This is a genomic window from Pseudomonas sp. GW822-FHT07A10 (assembly GCF_058798795.1).
In genome coordinates this window covers 178,568-197,439 of record NZ_JBXAKV010000010.1, presented here as the reverse complement: position 1 = coordinate 197,439, position 18,872 = coordinate 178,568, and the positions used below count along the sequence as shown (strand labels likewise).

The window sequence follows — 18,872 nt, the reverse complement described above, 5'->3', positions numbered from 1 at the left end:
ATAGGCAAGGTTTGCTCTGTACTGAATCGTTACATCTGCGCGACAGGTCATTCAAATTTCGAATTCCGACTGCAGCGCGGCACGTACGCAATACAAAACGCCTTCCGGCACCCGCCCTGCGAACAACGCGGCGATCTCCGCCACCGGCGGCAACTCGCCTTCGCCGTCGAGGAAAGCGTCCTGAACTTCGCCCATCAACTCTTCGGGCAGGTCCAGCGCCTGTTCCAGTGACAGCTGCTGCTTGCCGATGGCCTCGGCGAGCATCGTGTAGACATTCTTTTCCGAGCATTGCAGCTGACCGGCGATCTGCAGCGGTGTCATGCCGGCCCGGGCCAGCGTGATCAGCTCGTGGCGCACATCGGCCACCACTTTCGGTGCCTCGACCTGACCGCCGAGCACTTCGAGGAAAGCCTCGCCGTAACGTTCCAGTTTGCGCGCGCCGACACCGCTGACCGTGGCCATTTCCGCCAGCGAGGTCGGCTGGCTGCGGAGCATTTCCAGCAGCGTCGAATCGGGGAAGATGACGTACGGCGGCACGCCATGTTCTTCGGCCAGTTTGCGGCGCAAGGCACGCAGCGCTTCCCACTGTTCGCGCTCCTCGAAGCGGACCAGTTGGCTCGCCTGGCTCTTGCTGCTTTTGGCGGTGGTTTGCGGCTTGAGGTCGCGGCGCAGTTCCAGGGTCACTTCGCCCTTGAGCAACGGCCGGCAGGTATCGCTCAGGCGCAGCCCACCGTAGCCTTCGAGGTCGATGTCCGCCAGACCGCGAGCAACAAGTTGTCGGAACAAGGAGCGCCATTCACTTTCACCCAGCGCTTTGCCTACGCCGTATACCGACAAATGCTGATGGCCAAAACTGCGGACCTTTTCGTTGTCCTTGCCCAGCAACACGTCCACCTGATGGCCGACGCCGTAGCGCTGACCGGTGCGGTAGATCGCCGACAGCGCCTGGCGGGCCGGCTCGGTGGCGTCCCAGGTCTGCACACCGTCGACACAGTTGTCGCAGTGGCCGCAGGGCTCGGGCATGTCTTCGTCGAAGTACGCCAGCAGGGTCTGGCGGCGGCAGCGGGTTTCTTCACAGAGCGAGAGCATGGCGTCGAGCTTGTGCTGCTCCAGACGCTTGTGGCGCTCGTCGCCTTCGGAGTTCTGCAACATCTGCTTGAGCATCACCACGTCTTGCAGGCCGTACGCCATCCAGGCATCCGCTGGCAGACCGTCACGGCCGCCGCGACCGGTTTCCTGATAGTAGGCCTCGAGGGATTTGGGCAAATCGAGGTGAGCCACAAAACGCACGTTGGGCTTGTCGATGCCCATGCCGAACGCCACGGTGGCGACCATGATCAGGCCTTCCTCGTTGAGGAAGCGTTTTTGGTGATGCGCCCGGGTTTCGTTGGCCAGACCGGCGTGGTACGGCAGCGCCGGGAAGCCTTGTTCACTGAGGAACACCGCCACTTCGTCGACCTTTTTGCGCGACAGGCAGTAAACGATGCCGGCATCGCTGCGCCGTTCGGCGAGGAACGCCAGCAACTGCTTGCGCGGCTGTTCCTTGGGCACGATGCGATAAAAAATGTTGGGACGGTCGAAACTCGACAGGAAACGCTCGGCATCCTGCAAATGCAGGCGATCGACGATTTCTTCCCGGGTACGCTTGTCGGCGGTGGCGGTCAGGGCAATGCGCGGGACGTTGGGGAACAATTCCGCCAACTGGCCCAGTTGCAGGTATTCGCGACGGAAGTCGTGGCCCCACTGGGACACGCAATGCGCTTCGTCGATGGCGAACAGGGCGATTTCGAGGCTTTGCAGGAAGGCCAGCATCCGTGGCTGCACCAGGCGCTCGGGCGCCAGGTAGAGCATTTTCACCTCGCCGCGCTTGATCCGTGCAGCAAGATCCCGCTGCTGCTCGGCGCTGAGGGTGGAGTTCAACGACGCCGCGGCGACCCCCAGCTCTTCGAGAGTGGCGACCTGATCGTCCATCAGCGCGATCAGCGGCGACACCACCACCGCCAGGCCTTCGCGCAGCAGCGCCGGCACCTGGAAGCACAAGGACTTGCCGCCCCCGGTAGGCATCAGCACCAGGGCGTCGCCGCCACTGGCCACGCGCTCAATGATTGCACCCTGACGGCCACGGAAACTGTCGTAGCCGAAGATGTCCTTGAGGACGCGTTGAGCCTGTTCGAGCATAAAAACTCCAAAAATCACCGAAACATCCCTGCAAGGCTGGTTCAGAACCACGAAAGCTGCACAAACAAATCGTAAGTGCGCATTGCATGACGCTGCATATTTCAGCCGTGACGCCAGCAGGGCATCACAAAACGCGCGAGTATACCCGAGCCCTCCCCTGCAAAGGGCGCCGCTGATAAGACGCACACAAGCCAACCGCGGGAGCAAATATGCCGCGCGGCTGGCCTGAGCGCTCAAGAAGGCCTAGAATTCCCGCATCGTATATTCCCCAAGGTAGCCCTTTAATGTCCTTCGCTGAGCAACTAACCCGCCTGCAAGTCTTCCTCGACGCCGACGAGCTGCATGACGAGGCGCTGGACTACGTGGCCGCCCACGGCTACCTCACCGCGCTGTCGATCTGTTCCGAAAGCGTTCCCGACCGCGAATGGATCGATGCGCTGTTCGCCGAAGAACCGCATTACGCCGACGACACCGAGCGTGAAGCGATCGAATCCACCCTGGTGCTGCTCAAGGCTCACATCGCCCGCCAACTGGCGTCCGACGAAGAGTTCGAGCTGCCATGCGACCTCGACCTGGGTGATGACCCAGACGATTCCGACCTGCGTGGCTGGTGCATCGGCTTCATGGAAGGCGTGTTCCTGCGCGAAGCCGCCTGGTTCGAAACCGCCGAAGACGAAGTCAGTGAAATGCTGCTGCCGATCATGGTCGGTTCGGGTCTGTTCGACGAACAGCCTGAGTTCTCCGACATCGCGGCCGACGCCAACCTGATGGACGACATGATCGTGCAAATCCCGGAAGCCCTGACCGCGCTGTACTTGCTGTGCAACGCGCCAGACGAAAAACCGGCGATCCTCAAGCCACGTCACCACTAAGGTTTTGCCTATGGACAAACCCATAGGCAACCGCCCCCTGATGTTGCGCTACGTGCTGCTGGCCATCGGCTGGCTGAGCGTAGTGCTGGGGGTGATCGGGATTTTCCTGCCGGTGCTGCCCACCACACCGTTCCTGCTGTTGGCGGCAGCCTGCTTCGCCCGCAGTTCGCCGCGTTTCTATCACTGGCTGGTTGAACATCCACGGCTTGGCCCCTGGATTCGCGACTATCTGGACGGCAACGGCATTCCGCTCAAGGGCAAGGTCTACACCATCGGGTTGATGTGGGCGAGCATCCTGTTCTCCTGCTACCTGGTGCCCCTGCCGTGGGCGCGCGGGTTCATGCTGACCAGTGCGGTGCTGGTGACGGTTTATATCCTCAAACAGAAAACCCTGCATAAGCCCTGATTCCCCTCTGTGGCTCGAGGGCTTTTGTGGCGAGGGGGCTTGCCCCCGTTCGGCTGCGCAGCAGTCGTCAATGCGGCGTGTCGGAGAAGGTTGGGTTGCAGGTTTTGGGGCTGCTTCGCAACCCAACGGGGGCAAGCCCCCTCGCCACACAAAACAACCCGCCGACATCCTTTCGTCCGACGACCTGCCCTCCCTCGCCGTAAACACCACCTAGACTTCAGGCATCTGCACCCGAGCAGCCAGACATGTCCCGCGGTCCGCGTAGTCCAGGATGGTCAACGCTCCGACTTCGGTTCGGCGGATGGCTGTTGCTGGCGAGTTTTCTGCTGGCCGGGTTAGGCAGTGTCTGGGCCGACTGGGATTTTGCGCAGGTTCTGCAAACGGCCGAAAAACGCTACGGCCCCCTTGGCCCGGCACAGGGACGGATCGAGGCCTGGAGCCAAATGCTGCAAAGCGAACGCAACCAGCCTGAGCGTGAACAACTGAACGCGGTCAATCACTTCTTCAATCAGCAACTGAGTTTTCAGGATGACACGCGCATCTGGCATCAGACCGATTACTGGGCCACGCCCGTGGAATCCTTGATCAAAGCCGCAGGCGACTGCGAAGACTACGCCCTGGCGAAATACTTCAGCCTGCGTCACCTCGGGATTCCCAGCGAAAAACTGCGCATCACCTACGTCAAGGCCCTGACCCAGAACCAGGCGCACATGGTGTTGACCTTCTACAGCAGCCCCACGGCCGATCCGCTGGTGCTGGACAACCTGATCGACGAGATCCGCCCCGCCTCCCAACGCAAAGACTTGCTGCCGGTGTACGCCTTCAACGCCGAAGGTCTGTACTTGCCGGGGGCCAATGGCGGTAAACGCAGCAGCGACTCGAAAAAACTGTCGCGCTGGCAAGACGTATTGAAAAAGATGCAAATCGAAGGGTTCGCCGTGGGCGAAGGCTAGCCGCCACTGCAAGGAGTGTTTTCATGTCACTGCGCAAACAGTTGTTCCTCGCCATTTGCCTGTTCTTGCTGGTGGCCTTCAGCGGCAGTTTTTTTGTCAGCCTGGAAAGCTCCCGTGAACAGATGCTCAGCCAGTTGCGCTCCCACGCCCAGGATGCTGCGACGGCGCTGGGCCTGTCGTTGACCGCGCAGATCGACGACCCGGCGATGATCGAATTGATGGTCAGCTCGATTTTCGACAGTGGCTATTTCAGCAGCATCCGGGTCATCAACATCGAGAATGAACAAGTGCTGGTGGAGCGCAGCGTACCAGCGCAAATCGAGGGTGTTCCGGGCTGGTTCGTCAGCCTGGTGAACCTGCGCCCACAAGGCGGCGATGCGCTGGTCACGCGTGGCTGGGACCAGGCAGCCCGGGTCGAAGTGCTGAGCAACCCGCAGTTCGCCCTGGCCAAACTCTGGGACAGCACCCTTGGCAGCCTGATCTGGCTGCTGATTTGCGGACTGCTCAGCGCCGTGTTTGGTGGCTGGCTGTTGCGCCGGCAGCTGCGGCCGCTCGACAACATGGTCAAACAGGCGGAAGCCATCAGCAAACGCGAGTTCCGCAGTTTGCCGAAACTGCCGCGCACGCCGGAGCTCAAACGCGTGGTGCTGGCCATGAACCAGATGGTCGAAAAACTCAAAGCGCTGTTCGCCGAAGAGGCCGCGCGCAGCGAAAAACTGCGCTCCGAATCCTATCAGGACAACCTCACGGGCCTGGCCAACCGGCGTTTGCTGGATGAACAACTGGCCGACCAATTACTGGATTCCGAGCAAAGCCGCGACGGTCATTTGCTGATGCTGCGGATCAACGACCTGATCGGTCTCAATCAACGCCTGGGTGGCCAACGCACCGATGCCCTGATCAGCGCCGTCGGCGAGTTGCTCAAACGCCTGACGCAACCTGCAGAACGTCGCACCTGGCTCGCAGCGCGTAATCGCGGTGGCGAATTCAGCTTGCTGACGCCGGGCCTGGACAGTAAGGATGCCGCGCGACTGGCCTCCGAAATCAGCGCCACCCTGGAAAACCTGCGCCTGACCGGCGCCAGCGACTGTATGCCCGTGGCGCACCTGGGCATCGTCGCCTATCACCCCGGCGAACCGGCAAATGATGTGCTGCTGCGCCTGGATCAGGCGCTGACCCAGGCCCGGCAACATCCCGAGCGGCCATGGATATACCAGGCTCAGGTCGATACTGCGCCGAATCACTCTCAGCATGATTGGCGCAACTGGATCGACGATGCGCTGACCGAGGGCAAGATGCAGTTGTATTTCCAACCGGTGGTGCAATGCGCCGACACCAGTCAGGTGCTGCACCACAAAGTCCTCGCGCGCCTGCTCGACCCGCAAGGCGAGGCCGTTGCCGCCGGGCATTTCCTGCCGTGGATCGAACGCCTCGGCTGGTCGGCGCGGTTCGATCTGGCGATGCTCGAAACCACCCTCGAATACCTCGCCGCCAACCGCTGGCCGCTCGCGCTGAGCCTGTCCGGCAGCACCCTGCGCGACCAGACCCAGCTGAAACTGATCTGCGACATACTCGAATCATTGCCGGAACTGGCGCCTCTGCTGACCCTGGAAATCGACGAACGCCAACTGCCGCCCCCCGAAGAACTGCAACGCCTGAGCCACAGCCTGCTCAACACCGGTTACCGCATCGGTTTGCAGCATTTCGGCGGCAGCTTCAGCCAGATCGGCAATCTGACGCAGCTGGGGTTGGCGTACTTGAAAATCGATGGGGCGTACATTCGGGGCATCGATGAGCAGAGTGACAAGCGGTTGTTTATCGATGCGATATACCGGGCGACCAACAGCATCGATTTGCCATTGATTGCGGAGATGGTCGAGACCAAAGGGGAACTGGAGGTGATTCGGGAGTTGGGGTTGTTTGGGGTGATGGGGCGGTTGATCGGGCCACCGGAGCCGATGTAGTTTTGCAGCGCTTTATGTCCATGGTGTTCACCTGTTTTCATTCACAGTAGAATCCGCGCCATATATGTTCCAAGGTACCCGTTGTGCGTACTGCGAAGCAGACATTATTCAATCCGGGCGTAAGCACCTCGAACACTTTCAACAGCGAGACAGATTTCCTCAAGGTACGTTCGATTGGAATAATCTGTTCGGATCATGCAACCGAGAAGACACCTGCGGTAAGTTCAAGGACAGGTGCAGCCTCTATGACCCTGTTGTTCTGCTCAAACCCGACGAGGACAACCCTGACGACTATTTCATCTTTGTCAGCGATGGCACCATCACGCCACGGGCAGACTTGGATCATCAGCACCGTCACCGAGCGATAGAAACCCTTCGCATCTTCAATCTCGATGCAGAAAACGGTGCCCTTCGCGAAATAAGGCGCGAGGCCGTTCGTGGTTACCTGGAAACCGCAGAAACACTTCATGAGATGTTTCAGGACGATCCGGCAAGTGAGGAACTGCAGTTATTCCCTGAAGAAGAAATCCTGGGAACCGCCCACCTGCCCTTTGCCACAGCAATCAGACACACATTGTCTTGGAGCCTCTGAGGAAAAAAGGGAACGCATCAATTTGTCGATGCATCCGGCGTGATCAATAAACGGAGATGTTTAATCTGACACCTCCAGATACTCCTTAAGGATACGCATTCTCGTAATACCTGTGTATGCGGTTTGCCAGACCAACCGTGATTGCGGCTATTTGGGGCCGCTTCGCAGCCCTGCGGGAAAGGTGAACGCACTGACTGGCCTCTGACTCAGTTGCAACCGAAAACGGCCCTTCAAAGGCCGTTTTTTTGCGCCTTGCGAAAACCCTGAAAAGCCATCGCACATGACCGTTCGTCGCAAACCCACCGTCACCTGTCAGATCTGACAGTAGCCGGTTTTCTTCTTTCGCGGTGTGATGGGGCTCGCTCCCGAAATGGCTCGGGCACAACGCGCCAGGAGAACAAGATGAGCATCAACGTCAATTCAGCACAGGCCAGCGACGGACTTTTGTTGGTGCCCATGTTCATCCCGGGGTGGAGAACACCCGTGCAACCGGCGGGGCTCGCCCACGGCGGCATACCCTTGTCCATTTATCAGGCGCCTAATGGCCTGGCACTGGTGATTGATCCCCCCACGATGCTGAAAACTTTTACGCTGGATGCATTCGACACCGTGGAGGTGTGGGTCAACGGCAAAGCCACTTCCGTGAGCAAGGTCATCCTGCCGGGAGAAGAGCAACTGCGCATTCTCCTGTACCTGCCGCTGGGGAGGCTGGTGAACGGCATCAATCAGCTGTTTTACCGGGTCACCCGGCCCAGCGGGAATTTTGAGGACTCGACCCCGGTGCTGGATGTGCTGTATCACGACCCGGCACCCGGTAACCCCGCGCCGGCCGGTATCACCATCGTCTTTCCACCCAACATCGTCGCCAACGGCGTCGGTCCTGCAGATGCAGCGACGGGGGTATTGGCCACCTTCATCATCAGCTTCGCGCGGCCATATGATGAGATTCGCCTGGACGTGGGCACCTGGAGCACCACGATTAAAGTCACTGACCCTGCCAAGGCGATCACACTGACCCTGACCGCCGCTGATTTCCAGCAGATCGGCGACAACGCCAAGATGCCGGTCAAGTGCACAGTGACCGACCAGTTGGGCAACGGTAACCAGTCGGCGACAACCTATCTGGACATCCACGCCAACCGTCTCGATCTGCTGGCCCCGACCGTCAAGGGGCAGACAGGCAACAACCTCAATCCGACCCTGCAGGACGTTGTGACGGTAGTGCCGCTCGGCTCGCTGCTGCCCACCGACAAGGTGACCGTGAGCTGGCAAGGCGCGACCGGCACGCCGGCTGCGGGTTCCTTCACCAGCCCGCAACGCCTGGTCAGCGCCGGGCGGGAGTTTGTCGTACCGCGCTCGGTGCTGGCCTATAGCTTGGGCAAAACCGTGACCGTCACTTACGTCATCGAACGCAACGGCATAACCTCCACCTCATTACCCTTGTCGCTGAACATTCTGCCGTTGCCGAAGACGGCGTTGATCCCGCCGAAGATTGTCGAGGTCGATGCCAACAATGTGCTTGACCTGATGGCACTGGGCACCAAAGACGCGACCCTCCACGGATTGCTCTGGACGCTGATCGAAGCGGGTCAGCAAGTGCGGATGAGGCTGGAGGGGAAAAAAGCGGACGGCACGGCGCACAACCTGCAAGTCTGGAGTGGCGGAACCTCAAAGGTCAACGCCACGTGGGTCAGCCAGGGCTTCTGGCCATATACATTGGCCAACAGCTACCTCAAGCTGCTCGGGCACGGTTCTACATTGACAATCAAGTTCAAGGCGTCTCTGGATAAGAGCAATGTCGAGGCAACGGCGGTGGTGTTTCCGGACCGTACCTACACCATTAAGTCGGTGGAGCTGGTTGTTCCGACCTTGAGCAACGTAACGGATGCCGGCAACAAGGAAGTTCCGGAGGGTGGGCTGACCGCCAGTATCACCCTGAAGCTCAAGGGCACAGCCAGCAAGGGGCAGCCCGTCGAGATCTTCGACGGCAGTGGCCCGAGCGCGGTGTCCAAGGGCACGGCGACCGCCAACGCGACAACGGGGATCTGGGAACACACGATTACCGTGCCGGAGGGCGGTCGCCGCTTGTATGCCCAGTCGCGGTATCACCCCACCCCCGTTTACTCCAACGTGCGCAACCTGACGGTGGTGGCTGTGATTGTGCCGACGCTGGTCAATGTGCTGGACGCCAACAACGTCGAAGTGCCGGAGGGCACCAGCACCATCAAAACCACATTGAAACTCAAGGGCAAGGCGAGCAACGGCCAGCAGGTTGAAATCTTCGACGGCAGTGGCTCGAGTGCAGTGTCCAAGGGCACGGCGACCGCCCACGCGACCACGGGAATCTGGGAGCACACGATCACCGTCGCGCAGGGTGGCCACCGCTTGTACGCCAAATCGCTGTATCACCCCACCGCGACTTACTCCAACGTGCGCAACCTGACGGTGGTGGCCACCAAACCAAGCATCACCGCACTGACGGATTCCAAAGGTCCGGTCGCCCATAACGGAACGACTTACGACACCGAGGTCACGGTGACCGTCGCTGCCGATCCGAACCAGAGTATCCAACTCTACGATGGAGCCAAGGCCATCGGGGCGCCTATTCCACTTGATAGCAAAGGGAGTGGGACTACGAAGTTATCGGCTCTGGAGCAGAAGGTTTTTTCCCTCACCGCCAGAGCCGTTTATGGCAATCAGCTGGAATCCCCCGCGCGCATCTTTACACGCAAAGCCCATCTGGCAGTGACCCTGACGTCGGTCAAGCATTCGCGAGGAGAGCTGGGCGAGGGACAGAGTACCGCCAGTGCCTCTGTCACACTGGAAGGATCGGTGACACCTTTTTATAGCGTGCAGATCCATCACAACAACAGTGCCAAGAATATCGTGCAGAGCAACGCAAGTGGCTTCTGGACTACCCCCCTGCCCATCGTCACTGGCCTAAACAGGGTATACGCCACAGCAGTAGCGACCGGGTTGAATTCCAACTCACGGAGTTTCACCAGAGTAGTGCCATCCACGTCTGAAAATTTCGATCAATACTCAACGAGACACGTATCGCCAGGTCTAAACATCCCACTAAACAGCATGACTATTTACCATTTAGGGGGCACCGGCTTTATCGGGATAGCTCCACTGGCTGACTTATTCACTGGTCCCTATCCTCAGATACCGGGTAAAAGTTATGGGCAGACTCTGGAGATGCATTGGAAAGGCCTTGGCACGTCACAACATATGCGTATTCGATTCAATTGGGGCTATTCCAGCGTCAGTTTTTTTGTCAGGTTCGCACAAACCCGTAATCTATGGATCAGATTTTTAGACATAAATAACAACACGATCCATCAACACACGCTCCCACTTAATTTCGATGCACAACTTGTTAGTTACTCGCATCCCAGTATCGATATTTGGGGTGTAGAAGTCCAAACATCGGAAATGGATTTAGTTTCTATTGATTATTTCAATATGACTTACAGATAATTTATAGGATGGAATATTTCTCCAACAAAACGGCCTTTCCCGGCCGATTTGGGCAACGTTCAACCGCCAACCAACAGTTTGTCGGACGAAAAGGGGCGTATCTGGGCACGCCATTATTTATCAGCCCTGCCTCTCTTAAGCCTGAATGAGAAATAAACAGCGATGTTTAAAAAACATCTCAAGACACTCACTCAGGCTACACATCCTTGCGCCGCTGCCTACGACTGCGCCAGAATCCGCCGGCTTGTGCGCTTTGAGGTCGGGCTCTATCGTTTCCCTGCCACTGCTCATCAGTGGTCGGGTTTCGCAGCCTGGATCAATCAAGGCGCATAGCGCCACCGTTCCCTTTCAGTTGGCGCTTTTTTTCGTCTACTGGATTGCGTTATGGCGGCTGTGCGCGGGAGATCTTCGGGTCTGCCGGGTTCCTTGATTCCCGGTCTGCGAACCTGCGTACAGCTGCCACCTATCTTCGTTTCGCAGCGAACCGTGGCGGCTCCACTAATCAAGGAGCATTACAATGTTCAAAGCCACACCCAATCCCCCTGAAACCGACGACGTTTCCCCCTACGAAACCCCGGACTCCAAAAAACTCAACGAAGCCGCCGAGCGCGCCCTCGATTACTACCTCAAACCGTCCGACCCCAAGCCCCCACGCAAACCGAGCACGATTTACACCGTCGCCCCGGACATCGACATCGAAGAGCTACTGGCCAATGCCTGCGAGTCCTTTGCCTCGGCCAAGGTGATCGCCAGTGACTGTGCCGGGTTTCTGGAGGGGCCGCAGCGCAATACGATACTGGGCGTCGCGCAGCTCATCATGTTCGGCGAGCTGGCGGTGAGTCGGGCGCTGGACAGTCTGGAGCTGAAGGCTGACCCGGCCCTATGACCTGATCCCTGTGGCGAGGGGGCTTGCCCCCGTTGGGCTGCGAAGCGGCCCCCAAAACCTGCAATCACTGTCTGTCTGGCAAACTGCATGTACAGGTTTTACGACTGCTGCGCAGCCGAACGGGGGCAAGCTCCCTCGCCACATGAGGTGTATCCGGGCACAGGGCCGGTAGATAAATCCTCAAACAACAAAAAACCCGCCATCCCCTTTCACCGGGAATGGCGGGTTTTGTCGTTTCAGATCACACCGTATCCACTTTCAACGAATGGTCATTCAACATGCCGTTGATAATGGTCGCGGTATCGTGACCGCCGGCAATCACACCATTCGCTCCGGGGGTGACGCCGTAATGGCTGGCCAAATTCACCCCCGCCAAGTCAATGGTCTGGCTCGGCGTGGCGCCGGCCATGGTGCTGACGTCGATGCTGGTGACCAGTGAGGCGCCGCTGCCGGTGACTTTGAAGTGCAGGTAGTCATCCAGCGATGCCGCGGTGCCGTTTTCCCCTTGCAACAGTTGCGACAGGTCGAGTTTGTCGGTTCCCGGTGTGAAGTCGGTGATGACATCGTGGCCGCTGTTGCCTTTAAGCCACTGGAAGGTGTCGGCGCCGCTGCCGCCGGTGAGGGTGTTGTCGCCCAGGCCGCCGATCAGGAAGTCGTCGCCGCCCCCGCCGTTGAGCACATCGTTACCCAGACCGCCGTTGATGATGTTGCCGTTGTTGTCGCCCGTGAGGCTGTCGTTGAAGTTCGAGCCCGTGAGGTTTTCGATGCCGGTCAGGGTGTCGGTGCCTGCGCCAGAGGTGTTTTGCGCGGTGAGCAGGCTGAGGTCGACAGTGACGCCGGCGGTGGCATGGGCGTAGCTCGCGGTGTCGTTGCCGCTGCCGCCGTCGAGCCAATCGTTGCCCGGTCCGCTGAACAGCAGATCGTTACCGGCGCCGCCGTGCATCTCGTTATTGCCTGAGCCTGCGGTGAGCACGTCGTTGCCGTCACCCGCATTGATAATGTTGTTGCCGGTGCCTGCGATCAACACGTCATCGCCCGAGGTGCCGGTCAGTGTATGGCCGGCCTGATAGGTGATGTCGACTGCCGCGCTGTCGTTGCCACCGTGGTTGTCGCTGGCGGTGTAGGTGCCGTGGAAGTCTGGCGCGGAGTCCTGGGCTCCGGCGTAGTTGACGGTCATGGTCAGTTGATAGTTTTCCGCCCCCTTCCCGCTGTTGCCAGGTCCCCCGTCGTCGATGTTGGTGATGTGGATCTGGTACGTGCCGTCCGCCGTGGCGGTGATGGTCTGGCCATCGGCGAGAGCCATGTAAGCGCCGCCATTGACCGAGTACTCCATGGTGATGTGGCCGGCCGCCAGGTTGTGGTCCAGGTTGAGGGTTTCGCCCTGTTTGAGGTTGACGGTGATGCGGTCCTCATCGTTGGTATTGTTGGTGCTGACCGACCCCAATGCCCCGCTGACCACCAGCATGGCGGTCATGGCGGCAGCGTTGGCGACGAATGCACTGCGGGCGATGGTCACGGCCTGGACGTTATTGCCGGTGAAACTGAAGCTCGTATTGGTGCCGGTAAAGTCCGCCCCCTTGGCCGTCCAACCCGTGTTGAAGGTAGTCGGCGATGCCGTGAGCGCATCACCGTTGGGGTCGGTGTCGTTGGCCAATAGCAGCTCGCCCGGCACCCCGATACTGCCCGACAGCACGTTGGTGATGATGTGATCATCGACCGCCACCGGTGGCGAATTCGGAATCACGTTGACTGTCAGGGTCGAGCTGGTGAGGTCGCCGTCGTTGTCGCTGGCGGTGAAGCCGATGTTTTCGGTGATCTGCACGGCCGTGGTTTTCTGCGAGGTGTAGGTGTACTCGCCGGTGTCGAGGTTCACCAGCAGCGTGCCGCTGTTGTTGGTGGCGATGCTCAGGGTGTTGTCGACGGTGTTGAAGGTGCCGTGGTTGGCGCCGCCGCTGAAGTTCAGCGAACCCTGATTGCTGTTGGCTTTCGGGTCGTAGGTATAGGTGGTGCCGTCGACCGTGAGGGTTTTGATGAAACCGCCATCGGCGCCGAATGTACCGCCCTCGCCCAGCAACGAACCGGTGACCGGCGCACCTTGCACGGTGCCTGAAAGTACCGAGTTGAGTTGGTTGAGGTCAGTCACCACCACAGCGTTGGTGTCGTTGTGCGTGCTGCCGTCATAGGCCACCGGATCGAGGCTGGCGTTATTGACGCCGCTGCCCAGGCCGATGGCGTAGTTCTTGATGCCATTGGCGTCGAGGAAGGCTTTGAGCGCAGTCTCGTCCGCAGTGCCGATGTCGCCTTCGTTGGGTTTGCCATCGGAGAAGAAGTAGCCGACGTTCTGCGCCCCGGTGAGTTTGCCCGCAGTGTCGAACGCGCTTTCCATGGTCGCCACGGCCGCGTCGTAGTTGGTGCCGCCACCTGCCGTCAGCGTAGCGATGATCGACTTGGCCGTCGCCACATCGACCCAGATCGACGTCTGGTCGGTGGCGCTGCTGCTGAAGGTAACGATCTGCACCTTCACGTCGCCCAGGTTGTCGTACTTGTCGAGCAGCTCGCTAATCGCTTGCTTGGCCAGATCCAGCCGCGACAAGCCCGACACGCCGGAAGGGTCATCCATGCTGCCGGACACATCAATCACCAGCATCAGGTTGGAGTCGATCTGCACGGCCGGCACAGAACGGTCCGAGGCGACGGCGTGAGGCACGTCATCGACGATGTTGACCACAAGGGTGCCGGTGGTGCTGTTGCCGATGGCATCGGTGGCTTTGTAGGTGAAGCTTTCGTTCAAGGTGTTCGCGCCATCGTTGGCGTTCGGCGATGTTTTCGGCGCCGAGGTCAGGGTGTACGTGTAGGAGCCATCGGGGTTGAGCAGGATCTGCCCGTAGGTGCCGGTGGCGCTGCCGACCAGGGTGTAGGTGATCGCACCCGTGGCGCCAGTGACCGAGCCTGCCAACGTACCGGAGCCGGTTTCACCGGTGTTGCCGGGCTCGCTGCCGGTGACGCTGCCCGCCGCCAGGTCCTGCCCACCCTGGGTCAGATCCAACGCCTTTTCGTAGACGGTCACATCGGTATCGGTGGTCGCTACGAGGCAGTTGTTGGAGACGTCAACGGTGATCGTGGCGGTGCTTTCATCGCCGTCGGCATCGCGCACGGTGTAGGTGAAGGTGTCGGTGGCGCCGGCTTCGCCGACCGAATTCGGGTTGCTGTGGTACACCGCATTGCCACTGGCATCCAGGATCAGGTAGCCGTAAGCGCCGTTGATTTGCGTGTTCAAGCCACCGATGGCCGAGGTCGAGGTGTCGCTGCCGGCGCGCACGCCGACCACTGCCCCACCCAAGGCCGGGCCGTCAGCACCGAGCACATCGTTGTCCAGCACATTGCCGCTGACCGTGCCGCCCTCCACCACCGAAACCGAATCGCAATGGGCCGTCGGCACGTCATCGACAATGTTGATCACGATGGTGCTGGTGACGCTGTTGCCCACAGAGTCGGTGGCCTGGTAGGTGAAGCTCTCGCTCAGGGTGTTCGGTCCGTCGTTGGCGTGCGGCGTGGTCGTGGGTGCCGAGGTCAGGGTGTAGGTGTAGGAACCGTCCGGGTTGAGCAGGATTTGCCCATAGGTGCCGGTGGCGCTGCCGACCAGGGTGTAAGTAATTGCACCCGTGGCGCCCGTGATTGAACCGACCAACGTGCCGGAGGCGGTTTCACCAGTGTTGTCAGGCTCGCTGCCGGTGACAGTGCCCGCCGCGAGGTCCTGGCCGTCCTTGGTCAGATCCAACGCCTTTTCGTAGACGGTCACGTCGTTATCGGGGGCCACCACGAGCGAACAGTTGGAGATGTCGATGGTAATGGTCGTGGTGCTTTCATCGCCGTCGCCATCGCGCACGGTGTAGGTGAACACGTCCGTGGCGCCCGGTTCACCGACCGAGTTCGGGTTGCTGTGGTACACGGCGTTGCCGTTGGCATCCAGGGTCAGGTAGCCGTAGGTGCCGTTGATGTGCGTGCTCAAGCCACCGATAGCCGAAGTCGAGGTATCGCCGCCGGCGCGCACGCCGACCACCGCGCCACCCAAGGCCGGGCCGTCAGCACCGAGCACATCATTGCCCAACACATTGCCGCTGACCGTGCCGCCTTCCGCCACTGAGACGACATCGGCATGAGCGGTTGGCACGTCATCGACGATGTTGATCACGATGGTGCCGGTAACGCTGTTGCCCAGAGAATCGTTGGCCTGATAGGTGAAGCTTTCGCTCAGGGTGTTCGGCCCGTCGTTGGCGTGAGGTGTAGTCGCGGGAGGCGAGGTCAGGGTGTAGGTGTAGCTGCCGTCCGGGTTGAGCAGGATTTGCCCGTAGGTTCCGTTGGCGCTGCCGACCAGGCTGTACGTGATGGTGTCGCTGGTGCCGGTGACTGAACCCACCAGCGTGCCGGAGGCGGTTTCGCCGGTGTTGCCAGGTTCGCTGCCGATGACCGTGCCCGCCGCCAGGTCCTGCCCGTCCTTGGTCAGGTCCAGCGCTTTTTCACTAACCGTCACATCGGTGTCAGTGGCAGCTACGAGGGTGCAGTTGGCCACATCGATGGTAATGGTGGTGGTGCTTTCATCGCCGTCGGCATCGCGCACGGTGTAAGTGAACACGTCGGTAGCACCAGGGCCGTTCACGGCATTTGGATTGCTGTGATAGACCGCATCGCCGTTGGCATCCAGGGTCAGGTAGCCATAGGTGCCGTTGATTTGACTGTTCAAGCCACCGATGGCTGAAGTCGAGGTGTCGCTGCCGGCGCGCACGCCAACCACCGCGCCACCGAGTGCCGGCCCGTCGGCGCCGCCGATATCGTTGCCCAGCACGTTCCCCGAGACCGTCGCGCCTTCGGCCACTGAGGCGTGATCAGGGTTGGCGGTGGGCAAGTCATCGACGATGTTGACGTTGATCTGGCCCAACGCCGTGCTGCCGTCGACGTCAGTGGCGACGACGTTGAGGTTCTCGATGATGCTATTAGTGCCGTTGGCGTTCGGGTGGGTTTCGTTATCCACCAGGGTGTAGCTGTAGCTGACCACGCCGGTCGCACTGTCGTAACCGGTGACGGTCAGCGTGCTGCCAAGCGGAGTGACGATCGACTGCGGGAAGCCTGCGGCCACGCCACCGGTGACCACCGCGATGCCGCCCACCGTCAGGGTTTGCAAACCGTCGAGCGCGGTGACGGTGAAGGTGCCGCTCTGGGTCAGCGCCGGTGTGTTGGGGCTGCTGCCGTCGCTGAGGTTTTTTTCGTAGACGGTCAGTTCGCCGCCGTTGACGTTCAGGCCATCGAGTGTCACCAGGTCGTCGTTGTTATGGATGTTCAGCACCAGCGTCGCGGTGCTGGTATCGCCATCGGAATCGGTAAGGGTGTAGACGAAATTTTCGGTGCCGTTGCCACCGCCGTGCAGGGCTTTGAAATCGGCGTCGCTGGTGTTAAGGGTGTAGGTGTACGTGCCGTTGGCGTTCAACACCAAGGTGCCGAAAGTCCCGGTGAGAGTACCGCCGATGATCGGCCCGCTGTCGGGGCCGGTGGCAATGCGGTCGGCGCCCTGGACGTCGTTGGGCAGCACGCTGCCGGTCAGGGTCAGCAGGGTTTCCGATGCCGTATTGGCGTTGCTGTCGTCCTCGGCATGAGGCAGGTCATCGATGATGTTCACATCGAGGCTGCCATTGGCGGTGGTGCCGTTGTCGTCCACCACGGTGACCGCAAACTGTTCGGAGAGACTGTTGGCGCCGTTGGCATTCGGATGGGTTTCGTTATCCACCAGGGTGTAGCTGTAGCTGACCACGCCGGTCGCGCTGTCGTAGCCAGTAATGGTTAGCGTACTGCCCAGCGGCGTGACGATTGATTGCGGGAAACCCGCCGATACACCGCCAACCACCACATTGATTCCGCCGACGCTGAGGGTTTGCACGCCATCCAGCGCAGTAATGGTGAAGGTGCCGCTCTGGGTCAGCGCCGATGCATCAGGGTTGCTGCCGTCGCTGAGGTTTTTCTCATTGACGGTCAGCTCGCCGCCTTCGGCATTCAGGCCATTGAGCGTCACCAGGTCGTCGTTGTTATGGATGTTCAGCACCAGCGTCGCGGTGCTGGTATCGCCATCGGCATCGGTAAGGGTGTAGACGAAATTTTCGGTGCCGTTGCCACCGCCGTGCAAGGCTTTGAAATCGGTATCACTGGTGTTCAGGGTGTAGGTGTAGGTGCCGTTGGCATTGAGTACCAAGGTGCCGAACGTCCCGGTGAAAGTACCGCCGATGATCGGCCCGCTGTCGGGGCCGGTCGGAATGCGGTCGGCGCCCTGGACGTCATTGGGCAGCACGCTGCCGGTCAGGGTCAGCAGGGTTTCCGACGCGGTATGGGCATTGCTGTCGTCGATGGCCTTGGGCACATCGTCGGTGATATTGACGTCCAGCGAACCAGTCGCGGTATCGCCGTTGCTGTCGTTCGCAACCACAGTGAATTGTTCACTGAGATTGTTGGTGCCGTCACCGGCGGAATGGGTTTCGTTGCCGACCAGGGTGTAGCTGTAACTGACCACGCCGGTGGCCGGGTTGTAGCCGGTGATCGTCAGGGTGTTGCCCAGTTGAGTGGTGATCGACTGAGGAAAACCGATGGGCACCCCGCCACTGATCACGCTGATCCCGCCGATGCTCAGGCTGCTCAGCCCGTCGGGCGCAGACACCGTGAACGTGCTGTGCTGAGTCAATGCCCCCGGGTTGCTGGCCGACCCGTCCGCCAGGTTGGCTTCATTGAGGGTCAGTTCACCGCCCGCCACCGACAGGCCGGTGAGGAAGACCGGGTGATTCGGCACGTTCGCGGCAAACGGCGTAACGATGCCTTTATCGCCGTTGTCCGGTGCAGCGTCCCGGCGTTCCAGGGGAAATTCGGGAATACCGTTGAAGCCCGCGGTGGGGAAACCAATCGTGGGATCGACCCGCCCGCCCACTTCCTCCAACAGCACAAAACTGTGGCCACCACCCAGCGCACCACCGGGCGCGCCCGTTGCACCCGGTCCGGCGGCGGTGGCCTCAGCGGTCTGGGTCGGGTCGGCACCGGCGGCAATGGCTTTTTGCAGTTGCTCGACATCGGTCAGTTGCGCCTGGCTCGGCGTCACCGCATCGGCTGTCTCCACATGCGGCACCTGGTGCGCCAGCAACTGGGCATTCATTTGCAGGCTGCTGTCACGCCCCAGGGTCAGCTCCTGGCCATTTTGCAAATGCACCGCCACCGCCCCTTCGGCCCCGGTGACCAACTGCTCGCCGGCAAACAGCCGATCGCCCTCGATCAGTGCCCGTCGAGTGCCATCACCCGCCACTGCATACACCTGACCGATGACCTTACTGACGATACCGATGAGCGTTGCCATGTGCATTCCTCCGCTGCCAACTGCTGTCGGCATCCTGTTTGCGCGAAGAAACGTGCTCATGGTTCAAGCAGGTTGCCCGAGACCCGTGTACCGGAAAGCGTTTACCTGAAGTAAACCGCTGCCTCCCGACACTCTCGCCAGGCGTGTCGCTTGCGAG

9 protein-coding genes are annotated in these 18,872 nt (G+C 60.4%); 7 read left to right on the top strand and 2 right to left on the bottom strand.

The annotated features are described in order from the left end of the window. Positions 1-51 precede the first annotated feature (51 nt). Positions 52-2,178, bottom strand: a complete 2,127-nt coding sequence (recQ, locus tag AC1RL4_RS18385) for a DNA helicase RecQ (RefSeq protein ID WP_230174864.1) — start codon at positions 2,176-2,178, stop codon at positions 52-54. Positions 2,179-2,462: 284 nt separating this feature from the next. On the opposite strand from recQ, the gene AC1RL4_RS18380 reads away from it, so the two are divergent. The 7 genes from AC1RL4_RS18380 (at position 2,463) to AC1RL4_RS18350 (ending at position 11,334) form a co-directional block, all read left to right on the top strand. Beyond that, positions 2,463-3,050 carry a UPF0149 family protein gene (locus AC1RL4_RS18380; RefSeq protein ID WP_007938492.1) on the top strand — a complete coding sequence of 196 codons (588 nt, stop codon included), beginning with the start codon at positions 2,463-2,465 and terminating at the stop codon, positions 3,048-3,050. Between the two features lie 10 nt (positions 3,051-3,060). Next, positions 3,061-3,456 (top strand): YbaN family protein, encoded by a 396-nt coding sequence (locus AC1RL4_RS18375; RefSeq protein WP_019579522.1) that lies wholly within the window; start codon positions 3,061-3,063, stop codon positions 3,454-3,456. Between the two features lie 245 nt (positions 3,457-3,701). Further along, positions 3,702-4,409 (top strand): cysteine protease LapG, encoded by a 708-nt coding sequence (gene lapG / locus AC1RL4_RS18370; RefSeq protein ID WP_026331721.1) that lies wholly within the window; start codon positions 3,702-3,704, stop codon positions 4,407-4,409. A gap of 23 nt (positions 4,410-4,432) precedes the next feature. Continuing rightward, positions 4,433-6,373: a cyclic di-GMP receptor LapD gene (lapD, locus tag AC1RL4_RS18365; RefSeq protein WP_230174866.1), complete on the top strand. Its 1,941-nt coding sequence runs from the start codon at positions 4,433-4,435 to the stop codon at positions 6,371-6,373. Between the two features lie 64 nt (positions 6,374-6,437). Continuing rightward, a complete protein-coding gene (locus AC1RL4_RS18360; protein WP_230174868.1) occupies positions 6,438-6,965 on the top strand; it encodes a retron system putative HNH endonuclease in 528 nt (175 codons plus the stop codon). Between the two features lie 402 nt (positions 6,966-7,367). Further along, positions 7,368-10,448 (top strand): hypothetical protein, encoded by a 3,081-nt coding sequence (locus AC1RL4_RS18355; protein ID WP_050438302.1) that lies wholly within the window; start codon positions 7,368-7,370, stop codon positions 10,446-10,448. Between the two features lie 517 nt (positions 10,449-10,965). Further along, positions 10,966-11,334, top strand: a complete 369-nt coding sequence (locus tag AC1RL4_RS18350) for a DUF6124 family protein (protein WP_230174870.1) — start codon at positions 10,966-10,968, stop codon at positions 11,332-11,334. A 241-nt stretch (positions 11,335-11,575) separates the two neighbouring features. On the opposite strand, the gene AC1RL4_RS18345 is transcribed toward AC1RL4_RS18350, so the two are convergent. Beyond that, positions 11,576-18,715, bottom strand: a complete 7,140-nt coding sequence (locus AC1RL4_RS18345; protein ID WP_493119860.1) for a retention module-containing protein — start codon at positions 18,713-18,715, stop codon at positions 11,576-11,578. Positions 18,716-18,872: the final 157 nt, after the last annotated feature.